The organism is Pseudomonas sp. DL (genome assembly GCF_047199225.1).
Taxonomy (GTDB): Bacteria; Pseudomonadota; Gammaproteobacteria; order Pseudomonadales; family Pseudomonadaceae; genus Pseudomonas; species Pseudomonas aeruginosa.
On the sequence record NZ_CP178323.1, the window covers coordinates 5016147 to 5031509 of the forward strand.

The 15363-nt window shown below is 67.3% G+C and carries 16 protein-coding genes; 4 read left to right on the top strand and 12 right to left on the bottom strand.

The window, feature by feature from the left end; all coding sequences use genetic code 11:
* Positions 1-2 precede the first annotated feature (2 nt).
* From ACI766_RS23415 to ACI766_RS23425, 3 genes are all read right to left on the bottom strand, one after another.
* A complete protein-coding gene (locus tag ACI766_RS23415) occupies positions 3-362 on the bottom strand; it encodes a PilZ domain-containing protein (RefSeq protein WP_003093898.1) in 360 nt (119 codons plus the stop codon).
* Between the two features lie 60 nt (positions 363-422).
* A complete protein-coding gene (locus ACI766_RS23420; protein ID WP_003093901.1) occupies positions 423-845 on the bottom strand; it encodes a DUF4124 domain-containing protein in 423 nt (140 codons plus the stop codon).
* A gap of 102 nt (positions 846-947) precedes the next feature.
* Complete coding sequence (locus ACI766_RS23425) at positions 948-1331, bottom strand: tetratricopeptide repeat protein (RefSeq protein WP_003120855.1); 384 nt, start codon at positions 1329-1331, stop codon at positions 948-950.
* Between the two features lie 93 nt (positions 1332-1424).
* Between ACI766_RS23425 and ACI766_RS23430 the strand changes: the two genes are divergently transcribed.
* The 3 genes from ACI766_RS23430 to pyk all read left to right on the top strand — a co-directional run bounded on the left by ACI766_RS23430 (position 1425) and on the right by pyk (position 4764).
* Positions 1425-2231: a tetratricopeptide repeat protein gene (locus ACI766_RS23430; RefSeq protein WP_003455444.1), complete on the top strand. Its 807-nt coding sequence runs from the start codon at positions 1425-1427 to the stop codon at positions 2229-2231.
* An 84-nt stretch (positions 2232-2315) separates the two neighbouring features.
* Positions 2316-3230, top strand: coding sequence for a universal stress protein (locus tag ACI766_RS23435; RefSeq protein WP_003120856.1), 915 nt, complete (start codon positions 2316-2318; stop codon positions 3228-3230).
* Between the two features lie 82 nt (positions 3231-3312).
* Positions 3313-4764, top strand: coding sequence for a pyruvate kinase (gene pyk / locus ACI766_RS23440; RefSeq protein WP_003093930.1), 1452 nt, complete (start codon positions 3313-3315; stop codon positions 4762-4764).
* A 189-nt stretch (positions 4765-4953) separates the two neighbouring features.
* Here pyk and ACI766_RS23445 read toward each other — a convergent pair whose 3' ends face one another.
* The 3 genes from ACI766_RS23445 to ACI766_RS23455 all read right to left on the bottom strand — a co-directional run bounded on the left by ACI766_RS23445 (position 4954) and on the right by ACI766_RS23455 (position 7839).
* Complete coding sequence (locus ACI766_RS23445) at positions 4954-5727, bottom strand: enoyl-CoA hydratase (RefSeq protein WP_003093932.1); 774 nt, start codon at positions 5725-5727, stop codon at positions 4954-4956.
* Positions 5728-5792: 65 nt separating this feature from the next.
* Positions 5793-6719, bottom strand: a complete 927-nt coding sequence (locus ACI766_RS23450; RefSeq protein WP_023104874.1) for an iron-sulfur-binding ferredoxin reductase — start codon at positions 6717-6719, stop codon at positions 5793-5795.
* The gene (locus ACI766_RS23455; RefSeq protein ID WP_003101151.1) at positions 6712-7839 is read right to left on the bottom strand and encodes a sensor domain-containing diguanylate cyclase; all 1128 of its coding nucleotides are present in this window, start codon (positions 7837-7839) and stop codon (positions 6712-6714) included. Before ACI766_RS23455 ends, ACI766_RS23450 begins: the two co-directional genes overlap by 8 nt.
* 277 nt (positions 7840-8116) lie before the next feature.
* Here ACI766_RS23455 and ACI766_RS23460 point away from each other — a divergent pair, with 277 nt between their 5' ends.
* On the top strand, positions 8117-9640 hold the full coding sequence (locus ACI766_RS23460; protein ID WP_003093938.1) for a fumarate hydratase: 1524 nt from the start codon (positions 8117-8119) through the stop codon (positions 9638-9640).
* Positions 9641-9736: 96 nt separating this feature from the next.
* Here the strand turns inward: ACI766_RS23460 and ACI766_RS23465 are convergent, their stop codons facing one another.
* The 6 genes from ACI766_RS23465 to ACI766_RS23490 form a co-directional block, all read right to left on the bottom strand.
* Positions 9737-10993: an Nramp family divalent metal transporter gene (locus ACI766_RS23465; protein WP_231280066.1), complete on the bottom strand. Its 1257-nt coding sequence runs from the start codon at positions 10991-10993 to the stop codon at positions 9737-9739.
* A gap of 135 nt (positions 10994-11128) precedes the next feature.
* A complete protein-coding gene (locus tag ACI766_RS23470) occupies positions 11129-11437 on the bottom strand; it encodes a ribbon-helix-helix domain-containing protein (RefSeq protein ID WP_003101146.1) in 309 nt (102 codons plus the stop codon).
* A 20-nt stretch (positions 11438-11457) separates the two neighbouring features.
* Positions 11458-12042 carry a DJ-1/PfpI family protein gene (locus ACI766_RS23475; protein ID WP_077557574.1) on the bottom strand — a complete coding sequence of 195 codons (585 nt, stop codon included), beginning with the start codon at positions 12040-12042 and terminating at the stop codon, positions 11458-11460.
* Positions 12043-12145: 103 nt separating this feature from the next.
* A complete protein-coding gene (locus tag ACI766_RS23480; protein ID WP_023087792.1) occupies positions 12146-12757 on the bottom strand; it encodes a DUF2846 domain-containing protein in 612 nt (203 codons plus the stop codon).
* 93 nt (positions 12758-12850) lie between these two features.
* A complete protein-coding gene (locus ACI766_RS23485) occupies positions 12851-14131 on the bottom strand; it encodes an acyltransferase family protein (protein ID WP_023087793.1) in 1281 nt (426 codons plus the stop codon).
* A 99-nt stretch (positions 14132-14230) separates the two neighbouring features.
* Complete coding sequence (locus tag ACI766_RS23490) at positions 14231-15310, bottom strand: phospholipase D-like domain-containing protein (protein ID WP_003120863.1); 1080 nt, start codon at positions 15308-15310, stop codon at positions 14231-14233.
* Between the last annotated feature and the right edge of the window lie 53 nt (positions 15311-15363).

Below are 15363 nucleotides of genomic sequence, written 5' to 3' on the forward strand. Positions count from 1 at the left end.
GATCAGACCGACTGCGGCTGGCGGGGGAAGCTGAAGTAACGGCGCAGCGCCTCCACCAGTTCGAGGAATTCGGCGGGCGGCGCCAGCAGGTGGAAGCCGGAATCGAAATGACCGGGCGTGACGTCCTCGCAGGTCCACCGGCAGTCGGCGGAAAAATCGATGCATTGCGGGCGACCGCCCAGTCCCGGAACCTTCAGGCGCAGTTCGAAACGCGCGCCGACCAGCATCGGCAATTGGCTGATCAGCAGCAGGCCGTCCTCGGAGACGTTGCCGATGTAGCCCATCGGCTTATCGGTGATGCGATTGAACACCTTCAGGTAGCTGGGCAACTGATGGCGCTGGATATGTCGTTGAAGACCCATAATGGCATTTCGCTATGATTTGCAGTCCAGTATGACGATGCCGGCGCTCGGGGAACAAGCTCAGCGGCAGCGTTCGGACTCCCGCGAGGCCAGTTCGCGACGAATGGCGTCCAGCTCGGCATCGCTCAGATAAACCGGCCCGCCGCCGGCGTCCTGCCGATAGAAGCGGCCGCCGCGTTCGAGCTGGGACAACTGTTGCCGCAAGCGCCCGCATTCCTCGGCCAGCGCAGCCTGGCGCTGGCCGGCACGTTCGGCGGCGGCGGTGCGTTCCTCGCGACGAGCATCGAAATACTCCTGGGTGCGCTGCTCGCGCTGGCGGGTCGCGGCGTCACGTTCCACCACCTGCGGCCTGACTTCGACGCGTTGCGCGCCGGCCGGTGGCGTGGCGGAGAAGTGTACCTTGCCCTGGGCATCGGTCCAGCGATAGATGTCCGCCTGCGCCAGCACGGGCATCAGGGCGACACAGAACCACAGGGCACGCATGCGAACCTCCTCCGTGAAATCCAGGGCGAAGCTTACCGGATAGACCGGTGTCCCATGCGACCGACGGTCAGCCTGAACGCCCGTCCAATCCCTCCCGGCCGCCTACAGGCGGGTCGGCACGGCGCTGGCCGAGGCCGGCGTCTCGCTCAGCCGGCCCAACTGGCGCAACGTCTCCAGCCGCGCCTTGGCACGGTAGGCATATTCGCTGGTGGGGTAACGGGCGATGATGAAGTGGTAGGTCTGCGCCGCGTCAACGAACAGGCTCTGGCGTTCCAGGCACTGGCCGCGCAGCAGCGAGATTTCCGGCTGCAGGTAGGGCCGCGCGCGAATCCGCCGTTCGGCCCGCGACAGGTCGAGCATCACCTGTGCGCAATCGCCTTTGTCGTAGGCGCGGTAGGCCCCGTTCAGGTCGCTGTTCAGCGACCAGCTGTTACAACCGGTGGCACTCAGCGCCAGGCAGGCAACGATCAAGCTTCGCATAGGCATATCCTCCGTTGGGAACTGTATCGGCGCGTATTGGCGTGACTGAAGGGCCTGACTAGACTGGGGTGGCTCTCGCCCTGGCGCCAAGGAGATGCCATGCGCTTCGCCCGCCGTCTCGTCCTGCTCCCATTGTTGTCGCTGCTGGCCGCCTGTTCGCCGACCACGCCGCTGTTCGTCGCCCAGGTGACCACTGGCGAAGTCGCCGAATACAAGCAGATGAAGAGCAACCGCATGACCGCCGCCATCGAGGAGGAAGGCGACCTGCTGACCTACAGCGCCATGGCGATCCGCGACAACAGGAGCGCCGAGGCGGAGAAGCTCTACCTCACCGGCTACGACAATAGCCGCTACAGCGCCGAGGTGCGCGGTATCTCGCTGTACCAGATCGGCCTGATCTACATGAGCCGCTACAACGACCAGCGCGACGACGCCAAGGCCACCGACTACTTCCAGCGCGTGGTCCGCGAGTTCCCCGGCACCCACGCCGCCGAGCATGCCCAGGCGCGCCTGCTGGCGATGCGCCAGCGAGCCAGGGAGCCGGTGCAGAAGAGCGCCCGCGAATTGCTCGCCACCTGGAAGCCACAGCAGAACCTCGACCTCTACAAGACCAGCCTCGACCCGGACATGACCCTGCTGTCGCGCCGCGCGGTGCTCAAGGATCGGGTCGACGAAGCCGCCGAGCTCTACCTGCTGGCGGTCAACGATCCGGCGATTCCTGCCGGTATAAAGGAAAAAGCCCTCTACCAGCTCGGCCTGATGTACCTGGCGCCGGACAACCCGCACCCGAACCGCGACAAGGCCATCGAATACCTGCGTCGCCAGTTGCTCGACTATCCTGAAGGCGAATTGTCGAACAAGGCCGGCCGGCACCTCGACCAGGCGCTCAACGTGCAACCTCGCTGATCCCCGCCGGACTGACCCAGATCAAGCGCCCGTCGCGGCGCCTGGTCTGCAATGGCATTCCCGCCCAATGCCAGGAGCGTTGCCATGAACCTGCATAACCTGCTGGTGGTCGTCGACCCGAGCAGCGACGAACAGCCGGCCCTTTCCCGTGCCCAGTGGATCGCCGAACGCAGCGGCGCCAGCGTCGAGTTGCTGCTGTGCGACTTCAACCCGGCGCTGGACGGCGGGCTGTTCTTCGACAGTCACTCGCTGCAGCGTGCCCGCGACCTTTACCTGGACGAACGGGTCACCTGGCTGGAGCAGCTTTCCATGCCGCTGCAGCAGGCCGGCATCCGCACTCAGGTCGAGGCCCAGTGGGGCAAGCCGCTGGACCGGATGGTCCTGCAACGGGTCGGCGAAACCCGGCCCGACCTGGTCCTCAAGAGCACCCGCAAGCACAACCTGCTGCGCCGCCTGCTACTGGGCAACAGCGACTGGCAATTGATCCGCCACTGCCCGCAGCCGCTCTGGCTGGTCCATCACGACGCCTGGCGCGGCCAGCGCCTGTGCGCGGCGCTCGACCCGCTGCATGCCAGCGACAAGCCGGCCGCCCTCGATCACCGGCTGATCGCCGCCGCCCGCCAGCTCGAAGCCAGCCTGGGGCTGCGCGCCGACTACCTGCATACCCACGCGGCGATGCCGCGCAGCCTGCTGTTCGACGCGGAAATGCTCGCCGGTTACGAGCGTTTCGTGCTGCAACATGAGGAACGTCACCGCCAGGCCTTCGACGACCTGCTGGCAGCCTACCCGGAGATCGCCGCGGAGCGCCGCCACCTGCTGGCCGGCTATGCCGAGCAGGCGATCCCCGACTTCGTCCGGGCCAACGACATCGACCTGCTGCTGATGGGCGCGGTCGCCCGGGGGCACCTGGACAACGCACTGATCGGGCAGACCGCCGAACGCGTCCTGGAGGAGGTGGAATGCGACCTGCTGGTGCTCAAACCGACAAATGACATCTGATGCAGATAGTATGACTCCGCAGTCGCCGCCGAGCCTCGCCGGTGGTAGCCTGCACGCCAGCGTTATCCAAGGAGTCCTTTGCATGTCCGTTCGCCGCACCAAAATCGTCGCCACCCTCGGCCCAGCCAGCAATTCCCCGGAAGTGCTGGAGCAACTGATCCTGGCCGGGATCGACGTCGCCCGCCTCAACTTCTCCCACGGCACCCCCGATGAACACCGCGCCCGCGCCAGGCTGGTGCGCGAACTGGCGGCCAAGCACGGCCGCTTCGTCGCCCTGCTCGGCGACCTGCAAGGACCGAAGATCCGCATCGCCAAGTTCGCCAACAAGCGCATCGAATTGCAGGTCGGCGACAAGTTCCGCTTCTCCACCAGCCACGCCCGCGACGCCGGTACCCAGGAAGTGGTCGGCATCGACTACCCGGACCTGGTGAAGGACTGCGGGGTCGGCGATGAGCTGCTGCTGGACGACGGCCGGGTGGTGATGGTGGTCGAGGAAGTCGCCGCCGACGAACTGCGCTGCCGGGTGCTGATCGGCGGCCCGCTGTCCGACCACAAGGGCATCAACCGCCGCGGCGGCGGTCTCACCGCGCCGGCGCTGACCGACAAGGACAAGGCAGACATCAAGCTGGCCGCGGACATGGACCTGGACTACGTGGCCGTTTCCTTCCCGCGCGACGCCAAGGACATGGAATACGCCCGCCGCCTGCTCACCGAGGCCGGTGGCAAGGCCTGGCTGGTGGCCAAGATCGAGCGCGCCGAGGCGGTCGCCGACGACGACGCACTCGACGGCCTGATTCGTGCCAGCGACGCGGTAATGGTGGCCCGTGGCGACCTCGGCGTGGAAATCGGCGATGCCGAGCTGGTCGGCATCCAGAAGAAGATCATCCTGCACGCCCGCCGCAACAATAAAGTGGTGATCACCGCGACCCAGATGATGGAGTCGATGATCCACAGCCCGATGCCGACCCGCGCGGAAGTCTCCGACGTGGCCAACGCCGTGCTCGACTACACCGACGCGGTGATGCTCTCGGCGGAAAGCGCCGCCGGCGAGTACCCGGTGGAAGCGGTGAAAGCCATGGCCCGCGTCTGCCAGGGCGCCGAGAAGCACCCGACCAGCCAGAAATCCAGCCATCGCCTCGGCCAGACTTTCGACCGCTGCGACGAGAGCATCGCCCTGGCGTCGATGTACACGGCCAACCACTTCCCGGGGATCAAGGCGATCATCTGCCTGACCGAAAGCGGCTTCACCCCGCTGATCATGTCGCGCATCCGCTCGTCGGTACCGATTTACGCCTACTCCCCGCACCGCGAGACTCAGGCTCGCGTGGCGATGTTCCGCGGCGTGGAAACCATCCCCTTCGACCCGGCGGCGCTGCCGGCGGAGAAGGTCAGCCAGGCCGCGGTCGACGAGTTGCTCAAGCGCGGCGTGGTGACCAAGGGCGACTGGGTGATCCTGACCAAGGGCGACAGCTACACCGCCCAGGGCGGCACCAACACCATGAAGGTGCTGCACGTCGGCGACCTGCTGGTATAAGCGCACGTCGCGGCGGATAACGCCCGTGGCGTTATCCGCCCTACGGACCGGCGCTCCGCTAACTCAACGTGGTGTAGGGCGAATAACCGCTACGCGGTTATCCGCCGTTTCAGCCGCATCGCGGCGAATAACGCCTGGGGCGTTATCCGCCCTACGGATCGTCGCTCCGCTGGCCCAACAGCGGTGTGCTCAGGCGAACCTGGAGAAATCCGGCTGGCGCCGGTGCATGAAGGCGCTGAGCGCCTCGATCGCCTCGGGCGAGCGCAGTCGGGTACTGAAGATATCGCCTTCCTCGGCGATCACCCGGCGAAGCTCCTCGATAAACGGCGCTTTCATCAGGCGCTTGCTCTCCACTACCGCCGAGGGCGCCAGGTGCAGGAAGCGCCGGGCCGCATCGCGGGCGTGCTCCAGCACCGTGGCGCCATCCTCCAGCGCCGCATTGGCCAGGCCCCAGGCCGCCGCCTGCTCGCCGCTGAAGTCCTGGCCGAGCATCAGCAATTCCGCAGCCTTGGCATGACCGAGCATGCGCGGCAGGATCAGGCTCGAGCCGAACTCCGGTGTCAGGCCGAGGTTGACGAACGGCATCTTCAATCGCGCGTTGCGACCAACGAAGACCAGATCGCAATGCAGCAGCAGGGTGGTGCCGATACCCACCGCCGGTCCGTTCACCGCGGCGATCACCGGCTTGGGGAATTCCAGCAGGGCGCTCATGAAGCGGCCGACCGGGCTGTCGCGCAGGGATGGCGGTTGCTCGAGGAAGTCGAGGATGTCGTTGCCGCTGGTGAAGCAGGCGTCGCCGCCAGTGATCAGCACCACCCGCACAGCCGTATCGGCCTGCGCCTCCAGCAGCGCCTCGGCCATTCGGCTGTACATCGCGCGGGTCAGCGCGTTCTTCTTGTCCTGGCGGTCCAGGCGCAGGGTCAGCAGCCCCGTTTCGCGTTCGACCCGAATCAGCTCGCTCATCGTCACTCCAGGGATGCGGCGCAGGGCCGCGGCAATGGCTGCAAGGCACCGCCACCGGCGCCGCGTCAGGCGTGGGGCAGGAACAGGTCCGCCAGGGTCTGGCTACGCGGTACGCCGGCCAGGTAGAGGTGCCGGGCGAAGCGTTCGACGCTGGCGGGTTGGCCGCAGAGTAAGGCCATGCTGCGCCGCGGAACAAGGCGGAGATCGGCCAAGGCAGAGGGCAACTGCGCCGCCGACACCAGGTTGACGCGCAGTTGCGGATGACGCCCGGCCAACTCCGCCAACTCGCTCGCCAGGTAGTGGTCGCGCGCCAGGTGCAGCAACTGGATCGGCGCCTGGTGTTCCGCGCGCAAGGCCTCGCGAAGTATCCCCCAGAGCGGCGCCAGCCCGGTACCGGCGGCCATCAGCAACAGCGGTCGCTCCTGCCAGTCCGGCTCGTAGCGCAACGCCCCGCCGCGCAACTCGCCCAGACGCAGGAGCGCGCCAGGCGCCAGGCGCCGGGCGCGGTCGCAGAACGCGCCGGGAGCGCTACAGTCGATGTGGAACTCCAGCCATGGGTCCTCGTGAGGCAGGCTGGCCAGCGAATAGGGACGCGCCACGCCATCGTCGCTCCACAGCAGCAGGTGCTGCCCGGCGCGATAGCGCAAGGGCCGCTCCGGCTCCAGGCGCAGGCGCAGCACATCGCCCAGCCAGTGGCAGGCTACGACCCTGGCCGGCAGCCCGTCGCGCTCAGGATCGAAAGGCTGCAACACGAGGTCGCCGAGCACCCGGCACTGACAGGCCAGCCGCCAGCCCGCTTCGCGCCGTGCCGGATCGAGCGCCTCCGGGAGGGTGTCGTCCACCTCGCCCTGCAGGCAATGCACCAGGCAGGCGTGGCAACTGCCGGCGCGGCAGCTATGGGGCACGGCGATGCCGCCGGCGAGCAGCGCATCCAGCAGGTTGCTGCCGGCGGCGACGGCAAGGCGTCGCTCGCCGACCCGTATGTCAGGCACTGGTGACCTCCCAGGTGGCGTCGCAGCGGTTTCGTCCGCCGCGCTTGGCACGGTAGAGCGCCTGGTCGGCCCGCTGCAAGGCCTCGTCGAGATCGTCGTCGGCATACAGCAGGGTCATGCCCACCGAAAGGCTCAGGGTATCCACCGTGACCCCGACCGGTTCCGCCTGTTGGAACGCCAGGCGCAGGCGCTCGCAACAGCTTTCCAGCTGTTCCGCGTCGGCGTGGGGCAGCAGCAGGACGAACTCCTCGCCGCCGTAACGGGCCAGGACGTCGCCATCGCGCAGACAGGAACGCGCCACCGCGGCGAAGGTCTGCAGGACCCGATCGCCGGCGGCGTGGCCGTGGCGGTCGTTGATCCGCTTGAAGTGATCGAGGTCGATCAGCGCCAGGCCGTGCTGCCGGTTCGGCAGCAGGTCTTCCAGCGCCCGGCTGGCCATGCGCATGAAATGCCGGCGGTTGAACAGACCGGTGAGTTCGTCGGTGGCCACCAGGTCTTCCAGTTGGCGCATCATGCCGCGCAGCGTGTCCTGGTGCGCCTGCAAGGCATAGCGGCGCTGGCGCATGCGTTGCCGCATCGCCTGTATGTAGCTGGCGAACAGGCTCAGCCAGACCATTACGATGAACATCACGAGCACCTGCAATGCAGCCCGGCCCGGTAGCTCGAGACGCTGCTGCAAGGCCTCTACCAGGTAGATGCCGGAAAAAGCGATGAACGCCAGCGCCGCACAGCGGGCGAAGACCCGCGGCGGCAGTTGGAACACACCGAACAGCAGGGCCAGCACGTAGAACACCATGAAGGTGCCGCGCAGGCTGTCGACGTGGTAGAGGAAATAGGTCAGCCAGGCGATCGCCACCAGCACCTGCGGCTCGGTCAGGCTGGGATCGGCGTAACGCAGGTTGCGACCGCTGGCGAACAGCCAGAGGAAGGCCAGTTGGCAAGCCACCACCAGGGTGGTGCTGGCCGCCGCGGTGGTCGGCGCTGCGCGGTAGAAGCCGCTGAGTAGCGCCAGCCAGAGCAGGACCAGGCCGAGCAGGTAGGTGCCTGCGGCCATGCCGAACCGGCGGAGCAAGAGCTTTTGCAGCGCACGCTGTTTCAGAGGAGGCTTGTCTGTGCGCATGGGCTCCGTCCCGTAATGGCACCTGGCCGCAATGTACCCTGCCCCCTGCGGGTTGCCTAGTCGAACGAACTGCCAGCTAGCGGACCGCGGATTTATCGGCCGACCAGCCGGCTGGCCGACCAAGGTCTGATCGTCGGCGCGTGCGCCCGTCTCGCCGGAACGGCTATACTGTCGCGCCTTTTTTGCGCCGGTGCCTGACCGGCGCGCTCCTCGGCTGCGGCCGGCTCCGTGACCCTGCCCCGCATCCGAATTACCCGCCTGAAGAGGACCGTGCTCCATGGCCGTGATCAAGCAAGACGACCTGATCCAGAGCGTCGCCGATGCCCTGCAGTTCATCTCCTACTACCACCCGGTCGATTTCATCCAGGCCATGCATGAGGCCTACCTGCGCGAAGAATCGCCGGCTGCCCGCGACTCCATGGCGCAGATCCTGATCAACTCGCGCATGTGCGCCACCGGCCACCGCCCGATCTGCCAGGACACCGGGATCGTCACCGTGTTCGTCCGGGTCGGCATGGACGTGCGCTGGGACGGCGCTACCATGAGCGTCGACGATATGATCAACGAAGGCGTGCGCCGCGCCTACAACCTGCCGGAGAACGTCCTGCGCGCCTCGATCCTGGCCGACCCGGCCGGCGCGCGGAAGAACACCAAGGACAACACGCCGGCGGTGATCCACTACTCCATCGTTCCCGGCGACAAGGTCGAGGTCGATGTCGCGGCCAAGGGCGGCGGCTCGGAGAACAAGTCGAAGATGGCCATGCTCAACCCGTCCGACTCGATCGTCGACTGGGTGCTGAAGACCGTACCGACCATGGGCGCCGGCTGGTGCCCGCCGGGCATGCTCGGCATCGGCATCGGCGGTACCGCGGAGAAAGCAGCGGTGATGGCGAAGGAGGTCCTCATGGACCCGATCGACATCCACGAACTGAAGGCCCGCGGCCCGCAGAACCGCATCGAGGAACTGCGCCTGGAGCTGTTCGAGAAGGTCAACCAGTTGGGCATCGGTGCCCAGGGCCTGGGCGGCCTGACCACCGTGCTCGACGTCAAGATCATGGACTACCCGACCCACGCCGCCTCGCTGCCGGTGTGCATGATCCCCAACTGCGCCGCGACCCGCCACGCCCACTTCGTGCTCGACGGCTCCGGCCCCGCCGAACTGGAAGCGCCGTCGCTCGACGCCTACCCGGAGATCGTCTGGGAAGCCGGCCCGTCCGCGCGCCGCGTCGACCTGGACAAGATCACCCCGGAAGAGGTGCAAAGCTGGAAACCGGGCGAGACCCTGCTGCTCAACGGCAAGATGCTCACCGGCCGCGACGCCGCGCACAAGCGCATGGTCGACATGCTGAACAAGGGCGAAACGCTGCCGGTGGACCTGAAAGGCCGCTTCATCTATTACGTCGGCCCGGTCGATCCGGTCGGCGACGAGGTGGTCGGCCCGGCCGGTCCCACCACCGCCACCCGGATGGACAAGTTCACCCGCCAGATCCTCGAACAGACCGGCCTGCTGGGCATGATCGGCAAGTCCGAGCGCGGTCCCATCGCCATCGAGGCGATCAAGGACAACAAGGCGGTATACCTGATGGCCGTCGGCGGCGCCGCCTACCTGGTCGCCCAGGCGATCAAGAAGTCCAAGGTGCTGGCCTTCGCCGAACTGGGCATGGAAGCGATCTACGAGTTCGAGGTGAAGGACATGCCGGTCACCGTCGCGGTTGACACCAACGGCGAGTCGGTGCACATCACCGGCCCGGCGGTCTGGCAGAAGAAGATCGCCGAAAGCCTGGCGGTCGAGGTCAAGTAAGCCTGCTCCGTCCCTGAAAAAGCCCGGCCCCGCGCCGGGCTTTTTCGTACGGCCACTGGCCGGAGCCTGGGCTGGCAGCGCCGCAGGCGCCTTGGTTCAGCCGAACCAGAAATACAGCAGGGTCAGGTTCGCCGCCGAGATCAGGCCGAACAACGACCAGGCCAGCGCGCTGACCCAGCGCGGGTTGACGAACTCCCCCATGAGGCCCCGGTCGCTGCTGAAGCGAATCAGCGGCCACAGGGCGAACGGCAATTGCAGGCTGAGCACCACCTGGCTGAGCACCAGCAGCTTGCCTACCGCGCCTTCGCCCAGCCAGAGCACGCCGATCAAGGCCGGCACCAGGGCCAGGCCGCGGGTGATCAGGCGCCGCTGCCAGCAGGGAATCTTCGCCCGGAGAAAACCCTCCATCACCACCTGCCCGGCAATGGTGCCGGTGAAGGTCGAGCTTTGCCCCGCCGCCAGCAGGGCGAAGCCGAACAGGAAGCTGGCCAGGGCGCCGCCCACCAACGGGTCGAGCAGGTGGTAGGCGTCCTGGATCTCCACCACCTCGTTATGGCCGCTACCGTGGAAAGCCGCGGCGGCGAGGATCAGGATCGCCGCATTGACCAGCAGCGCCAGGGACAGCGAGCCGATGGTGTCGAGCCGGGAAAAGCGGATCGCCGAGCGTTTGCTCGCCGCGTCGTCGCCGCTGACCCGGGTCTGCACCACGGACGAATGCAGGTAGAGGTTGTGCGGCATCACCGTCGCGCCGAGGATGCCGATCGCCAGGTACAGCGGCTCCTGGCTGCTCAGGGTGTCCCAGGACGGCCGCAAGCCGGCGGCGACATCCGGCCAGTAGGGGCCGATCAGCACCAGTTCGACGAAGAAACACGCGCCGATGGTCGCGATCAGCCCCAGCACTATGGCCTCCAGGCGGCGGAAGTTGGCGCCCTGCAGGGCCAGCACGATCAGGGTATCGAAGGCGGTGAGGACCACCCCGGTGGTAATCGAGACGCCCAGCAGCAGGTGGAAGGCCAGCGCCGCGCCGAGCACCTCGGCAAGGTCGGTAGCGACGATCGACAGTTCCGCCAGCAGCCATTGGCCACGCGCCACGCCAGGGCGGTAGCGCTCCCGGGAGAGCTGCGCGAGGTCGCGGCCGGTGGCGATGCCCAGGCGCGAACAGAGGCTTTGCAGGAGCATCCCGGAAAAGCTCGCCAGCACCACTACGAACAGCAGCGCGTAGCCGAAGCGCGAGCCCGCCTCGATGGCGGTGGCCCAGTTGCCGGGGTCCATGTAGCCGACCGAGACCAGCAGGCCGGGGCCGATGAACAGCGCCAGCTTGCGCAGCGGCGAGGCGTCGGCCGGCACCGCCACGCTGTGGCTGACCGCCGAGGGACAGAACGGCGCGGTGGCCGTGGTGGGCAGGGAGTATTTCACGAGGCGACGCCGGATCGGGGGAGGAAGTGCGACCAGCCTAAACGTTTCACCCCGGTCGCGTCTTCCCTCGCCTCAGGCCTGGGCGCGCTGGCCGACCAGGCTCAGCTCGGCGACTTTCTCGCGCCGCTGCGCCAGGTAGCGGGTGCAACTGACACGCAGGAAGGAGGCGAAGTTGAGCACCTCGCCGCGATAGTCCATCACTTCCTCGTAGAGATTGGTGATCAACTGGTTGGTGCTCAGGCCCTCGCCTTCGGCGATTTCCCGGAGGATGTCCCAGAACTGGTTCTCCAGGCGCAGGGTGGTCACCACCCCGCGGATGCGCAAGGAACGCGAGCGCGATTCATAGAGGATCGGATCGGCTTTCACATAGAGTTCGCACATGCGCGGGGGTCTCCTGGGTCTCAGTGGCTGATGCGGGTGCCGAGCGCCTCGAGGAAGCGCGCCAGCCACGCCGAATGCGCCGGCCAGGCCGGCGCGGTGACCAGGTGGCCGTCGACGTGGGCCTGGTCCGGCGGAAGGTCGACGTACTCGCCGCCGGCCAGCCGCACCTCCGGGGCGCAGGCCGGATAGGCGCTGCACGCCCGCCCTTGCAGAACGCCGGCGGCGGCCAGCAGCTGGGCGCCATGGCAGACCGCGGCGATCGGCTTGCGCGCGGCATCGAAGTCACGCACCAGAGCCAGCACCTGCTCGTTCAGGCGCAGGTATTCGGGCGCGCGGCCGCCGGGGATCAGCAGGGCATCGTAATCCTCGGCGCGGGCCTGGGCAAAGTCGGCATTGAGGGTGAAGTTGTGGCCCGGCTTCTCGCTGTAGGTCTGGTCGCCTTCGAAATCGTGGATGGCGGTGCGCACGCTTTGCCCGGCCCGCTTGTCCGGACACACCGCATGCACCTGGTGGCCCACCATCTGCAGGGCCTGGAACGGGACCATGGTTTCGTAGTCTTCGGCATAGTCGCCGACCAGCATCAGGATCTTCTTCGCAGCCATCACGCGCACTCCTTCGGGCAGGGCCCGGTCATACCGGGGATGCACCTAAGGTAGCCAATCCGCAGGGGGACGCGGGTAATAGACGGTTACTACACGCGTGCCGGGTTCAGATGCCGATCTTGTCCAGGGCCCGCCCGACGCCTTCCCAGAACGAGCGCTGCACGCGTTTCCGGTAGCCGCTGGCGGCGAACTGCATGGGCTCCTGGACCTGGTGGGTAGTGCCGATTTCCGCAGCGCCGAGATCGGCCGCCACCAATTGCAGCGGGCCATCGCCCTCACCCGCCGGGTGCTCGCTCTTCGGTGGCGGGTTGAGTTCGTCGTAGCGCAGGTAGTAGACCGAGCCGGCCCTGGCCTCGAGCATGAAGCTGGCGATGCGGGTGAAATCCATCGGACCGTCGGCGAACAGGGTCCAGAAGCTGCCCGCCAGCGGCCGGCGCATTTCCAGCTTGTAGCTGCCGGTCTCGAACTCGAACGCCAGGTAGCCGTTGCTCGGCAGGCTGCCGATCAGTTCGTTGTTGAGGAAGATCCCCGGCGCCTCGAGTTCCTCGTCCGCCCACTGGCTCCGCGGACGGTAGAGGTAGACGGTGGCGTGGCTGGCATCGGCGCTCGGATGGGCGACGAAGGCCGGTCCGTCCACCGCACCGAAGAACGCGCCGGGCGTGCTGCAGCCGACCAGGCTCGCGACGATCGACAGGGCCAGCGACAGGCTGCGCAGCATGCTCCATCCCTCTTCTTATGGTTATCCGCGCAGCATAACCAGCCGGGCCGGGCCTGCCACCCGTCGAAAGTCCGGTTCTCCGGGAGAACGGCCTCAGGCCGGGCGCGGCACCTTGGCCAGCGCCGGCGCCGGCATCAGCCGGCGCACCAGCCACTTGCGCACCGGCACCACGCCGCGCTCCTGGAACAGCACGCAGAACGCCACCAGCAGGACCAGGAACAGCGGGTAGTAGAGCAGCGACGATGGCAGCGCGGCCGCCGCCTCGGTGCAGGCGCGCCAGTCGTCGAGACAACGCCCCGGCACGGCGATAAGGCGCTCGCTACGGGAGAACAGGGTGAACATCGGCACATGCAGGGCGAACAGCGACAGCGAGGCGGCCCCCAGGCGCGGCGACCAGTGGCGGACGAAAGCGCTCTTCGGGTCGGCGGGCAGCGCGCAAAGGCACACCAGCAGCAACTGGGCCGGTAGCAGCAGGCCGTTGTGCAGCAGGAAGTACCAATGTTTGGCGCCCTGGGTGAACAGGTAGTCGGCCACCAGGAAGGCCGCCACCATCAGCGCCACCAGCGCGGCCAGCAGGCCGCGTCCCGGCACCATGCCACGGTCGCGGTAGCCGCGGAACAACCCGTAGGCCAGGATGCCGCCAAGGAATTCCGGCAGGCGCAGCAACGGATTGCGGTGCAGCAGGCCGGTCCAGGGGATCCCGTAGCTCTCGCTGGCCACCACCAGCGCCGGCGGGATCAGGTAGACCAGCCAGACCAGCGCCAGCACCTTCCACTTGTGCCGGCTGCGCATCAGCCGCGGGGCGACGAAGGGAAACGCCAGGTAGAAGAACATCAGCGTCGACAGCGACCACAACGGCGCGTTGAAGGTCAGGTAATAGGGATTCCAGGCCTGCAGCAGGAGGATCTGCAGGATGCTGTTGACGAACAGTTCGGTGTTGCTCATCCAGTGCAGGAAGAGTTCCGGGTGGGTGCGGCCGAGCACTTCGTTGGTGTCGTAGATGACGAAGCGCGGGGTGGCCTTGTCCAGCTCGGGACCGATTCCCAGGTGGCTGAGGGCCAGCAACACCAGGATCGACAGCAGCAGGGAGAACAGGTGCAGCGGATAGAGATTGGACAGTCGCTTGGTCCAGAAGCTGCGGGCGCTTTCGCGCAACCGGCCGCTGCGTGCGTAGACATGGGCCAGGAGGAAGCCGGAAAGCACGAAGAAGGTACTGGTGGCGAAGAACCCCAGGCTGGTCAGTTCGTCGAGACCGGGAAACTTCTGCTCTTTCGGATAGGTATGCAGGGTGTGGTACACCACCACGTACAGGCCGAGCAGGAAGCGCAACCATTCCAGTCCGATGAAACGTTCCTTGGAGTCGGGCGTTGCCACGCATCTCTCCTTTGTCATTGTAATGGGCGGTCCGGGGTAGACCCGCAAGCTCCCCGGCAAGTTTCACCGGGCCGGCCAGCGGCTACGAACGGCCGCTCCCTAGCGCCGGCGGTCGAGGAAATTCACCACTACCCGGTCAAGCCAACCCCACAGGCGCTGGTGCAGGCGCATCCACAGGGGTCGCGCGCGCCACATCGCCAGGGTCACCTCGCGGCTGTCGGCGAAGTCCGCCAGCAGGCTCGCCGCCGCCTCATTGGTGAAGTCCGGGTCGAGGGCCTCGAGATTGGCGTCGAGGTTGAAGCGTAGATTCCAATGATCGAAGTTGCAGGAGCCGACGCTCACCCAATCGTCGACCATGACCATCTTCAGGTGCAGGAAGCGCGGCTGGTATTCGTGGATGCGCACGCCGGCGCGCAGCAGGCGCGGGTAGTAGCGCTGCCCGGCATAGCGCACCGGGGCGTGGTCGGTGAGCCGCCCGGCCAGCAGCAGGCGCACCTCCACGCCGCGCTGGGCGGCCTTGCGCAGGGCCCGGCGAACCTTCCAGGTCGGCAGGAAGTACGGCGTCGCCAGCCAGATCCGTCGGCGCGAGCCGTTCAGCGCGCGGACCAGCGATTGCAGGATGTCGCGGTGCTGGCGGGCGTCGGCGTAGGCCACCCGGCCCAACCCACGGGCCGCCCCCGGCTGCGGCGGAAGGCGGGTAAGGGTCATGCCCTCGCGGGGCTTCCAGGCTTTCTCTTCGAGACAGGCCAGCCATTGCCGCTCGAACAGCGCCGCCCAGTCCGCCACCACCGGGCCGTCCATCTCGACCATCACCTCGCGCCAGGCGCTGACGTCGCTGACCGGTTCCCAGAATTCGTCGGTGATCCCGGCGCCGCCGACATAACCGAGGCGCCCGTCCACCAGCAGCAGCTTGCGATGGTCGCGGTAGAGATTGCCGCCAGTCAGCTTCCAGCGCAGCGGGTTGTACAGCCGCAGTTCGCCGCCGGCCTCGCGCAGGCGCTGGATCCAGGCGCTGCCCAGGCCGAGGCAGCCGAAGCCGTCGAACAGGCAGCGCACGGCGACGCCCCGGCGGCGGGCATCCAGCAGGGCGACGAGAAACAGTTCGGCGCAATGCCCGTCTTCCACCAGGTACAGCTCCAGCTCGATGCTCCGCTGCGCCGCCTCGATGGCCAGCAGCATGCGCGGGAAGAACCGCACGCCGTCATTGAGCAGGGCGAAGCGGTTGTCGCTGC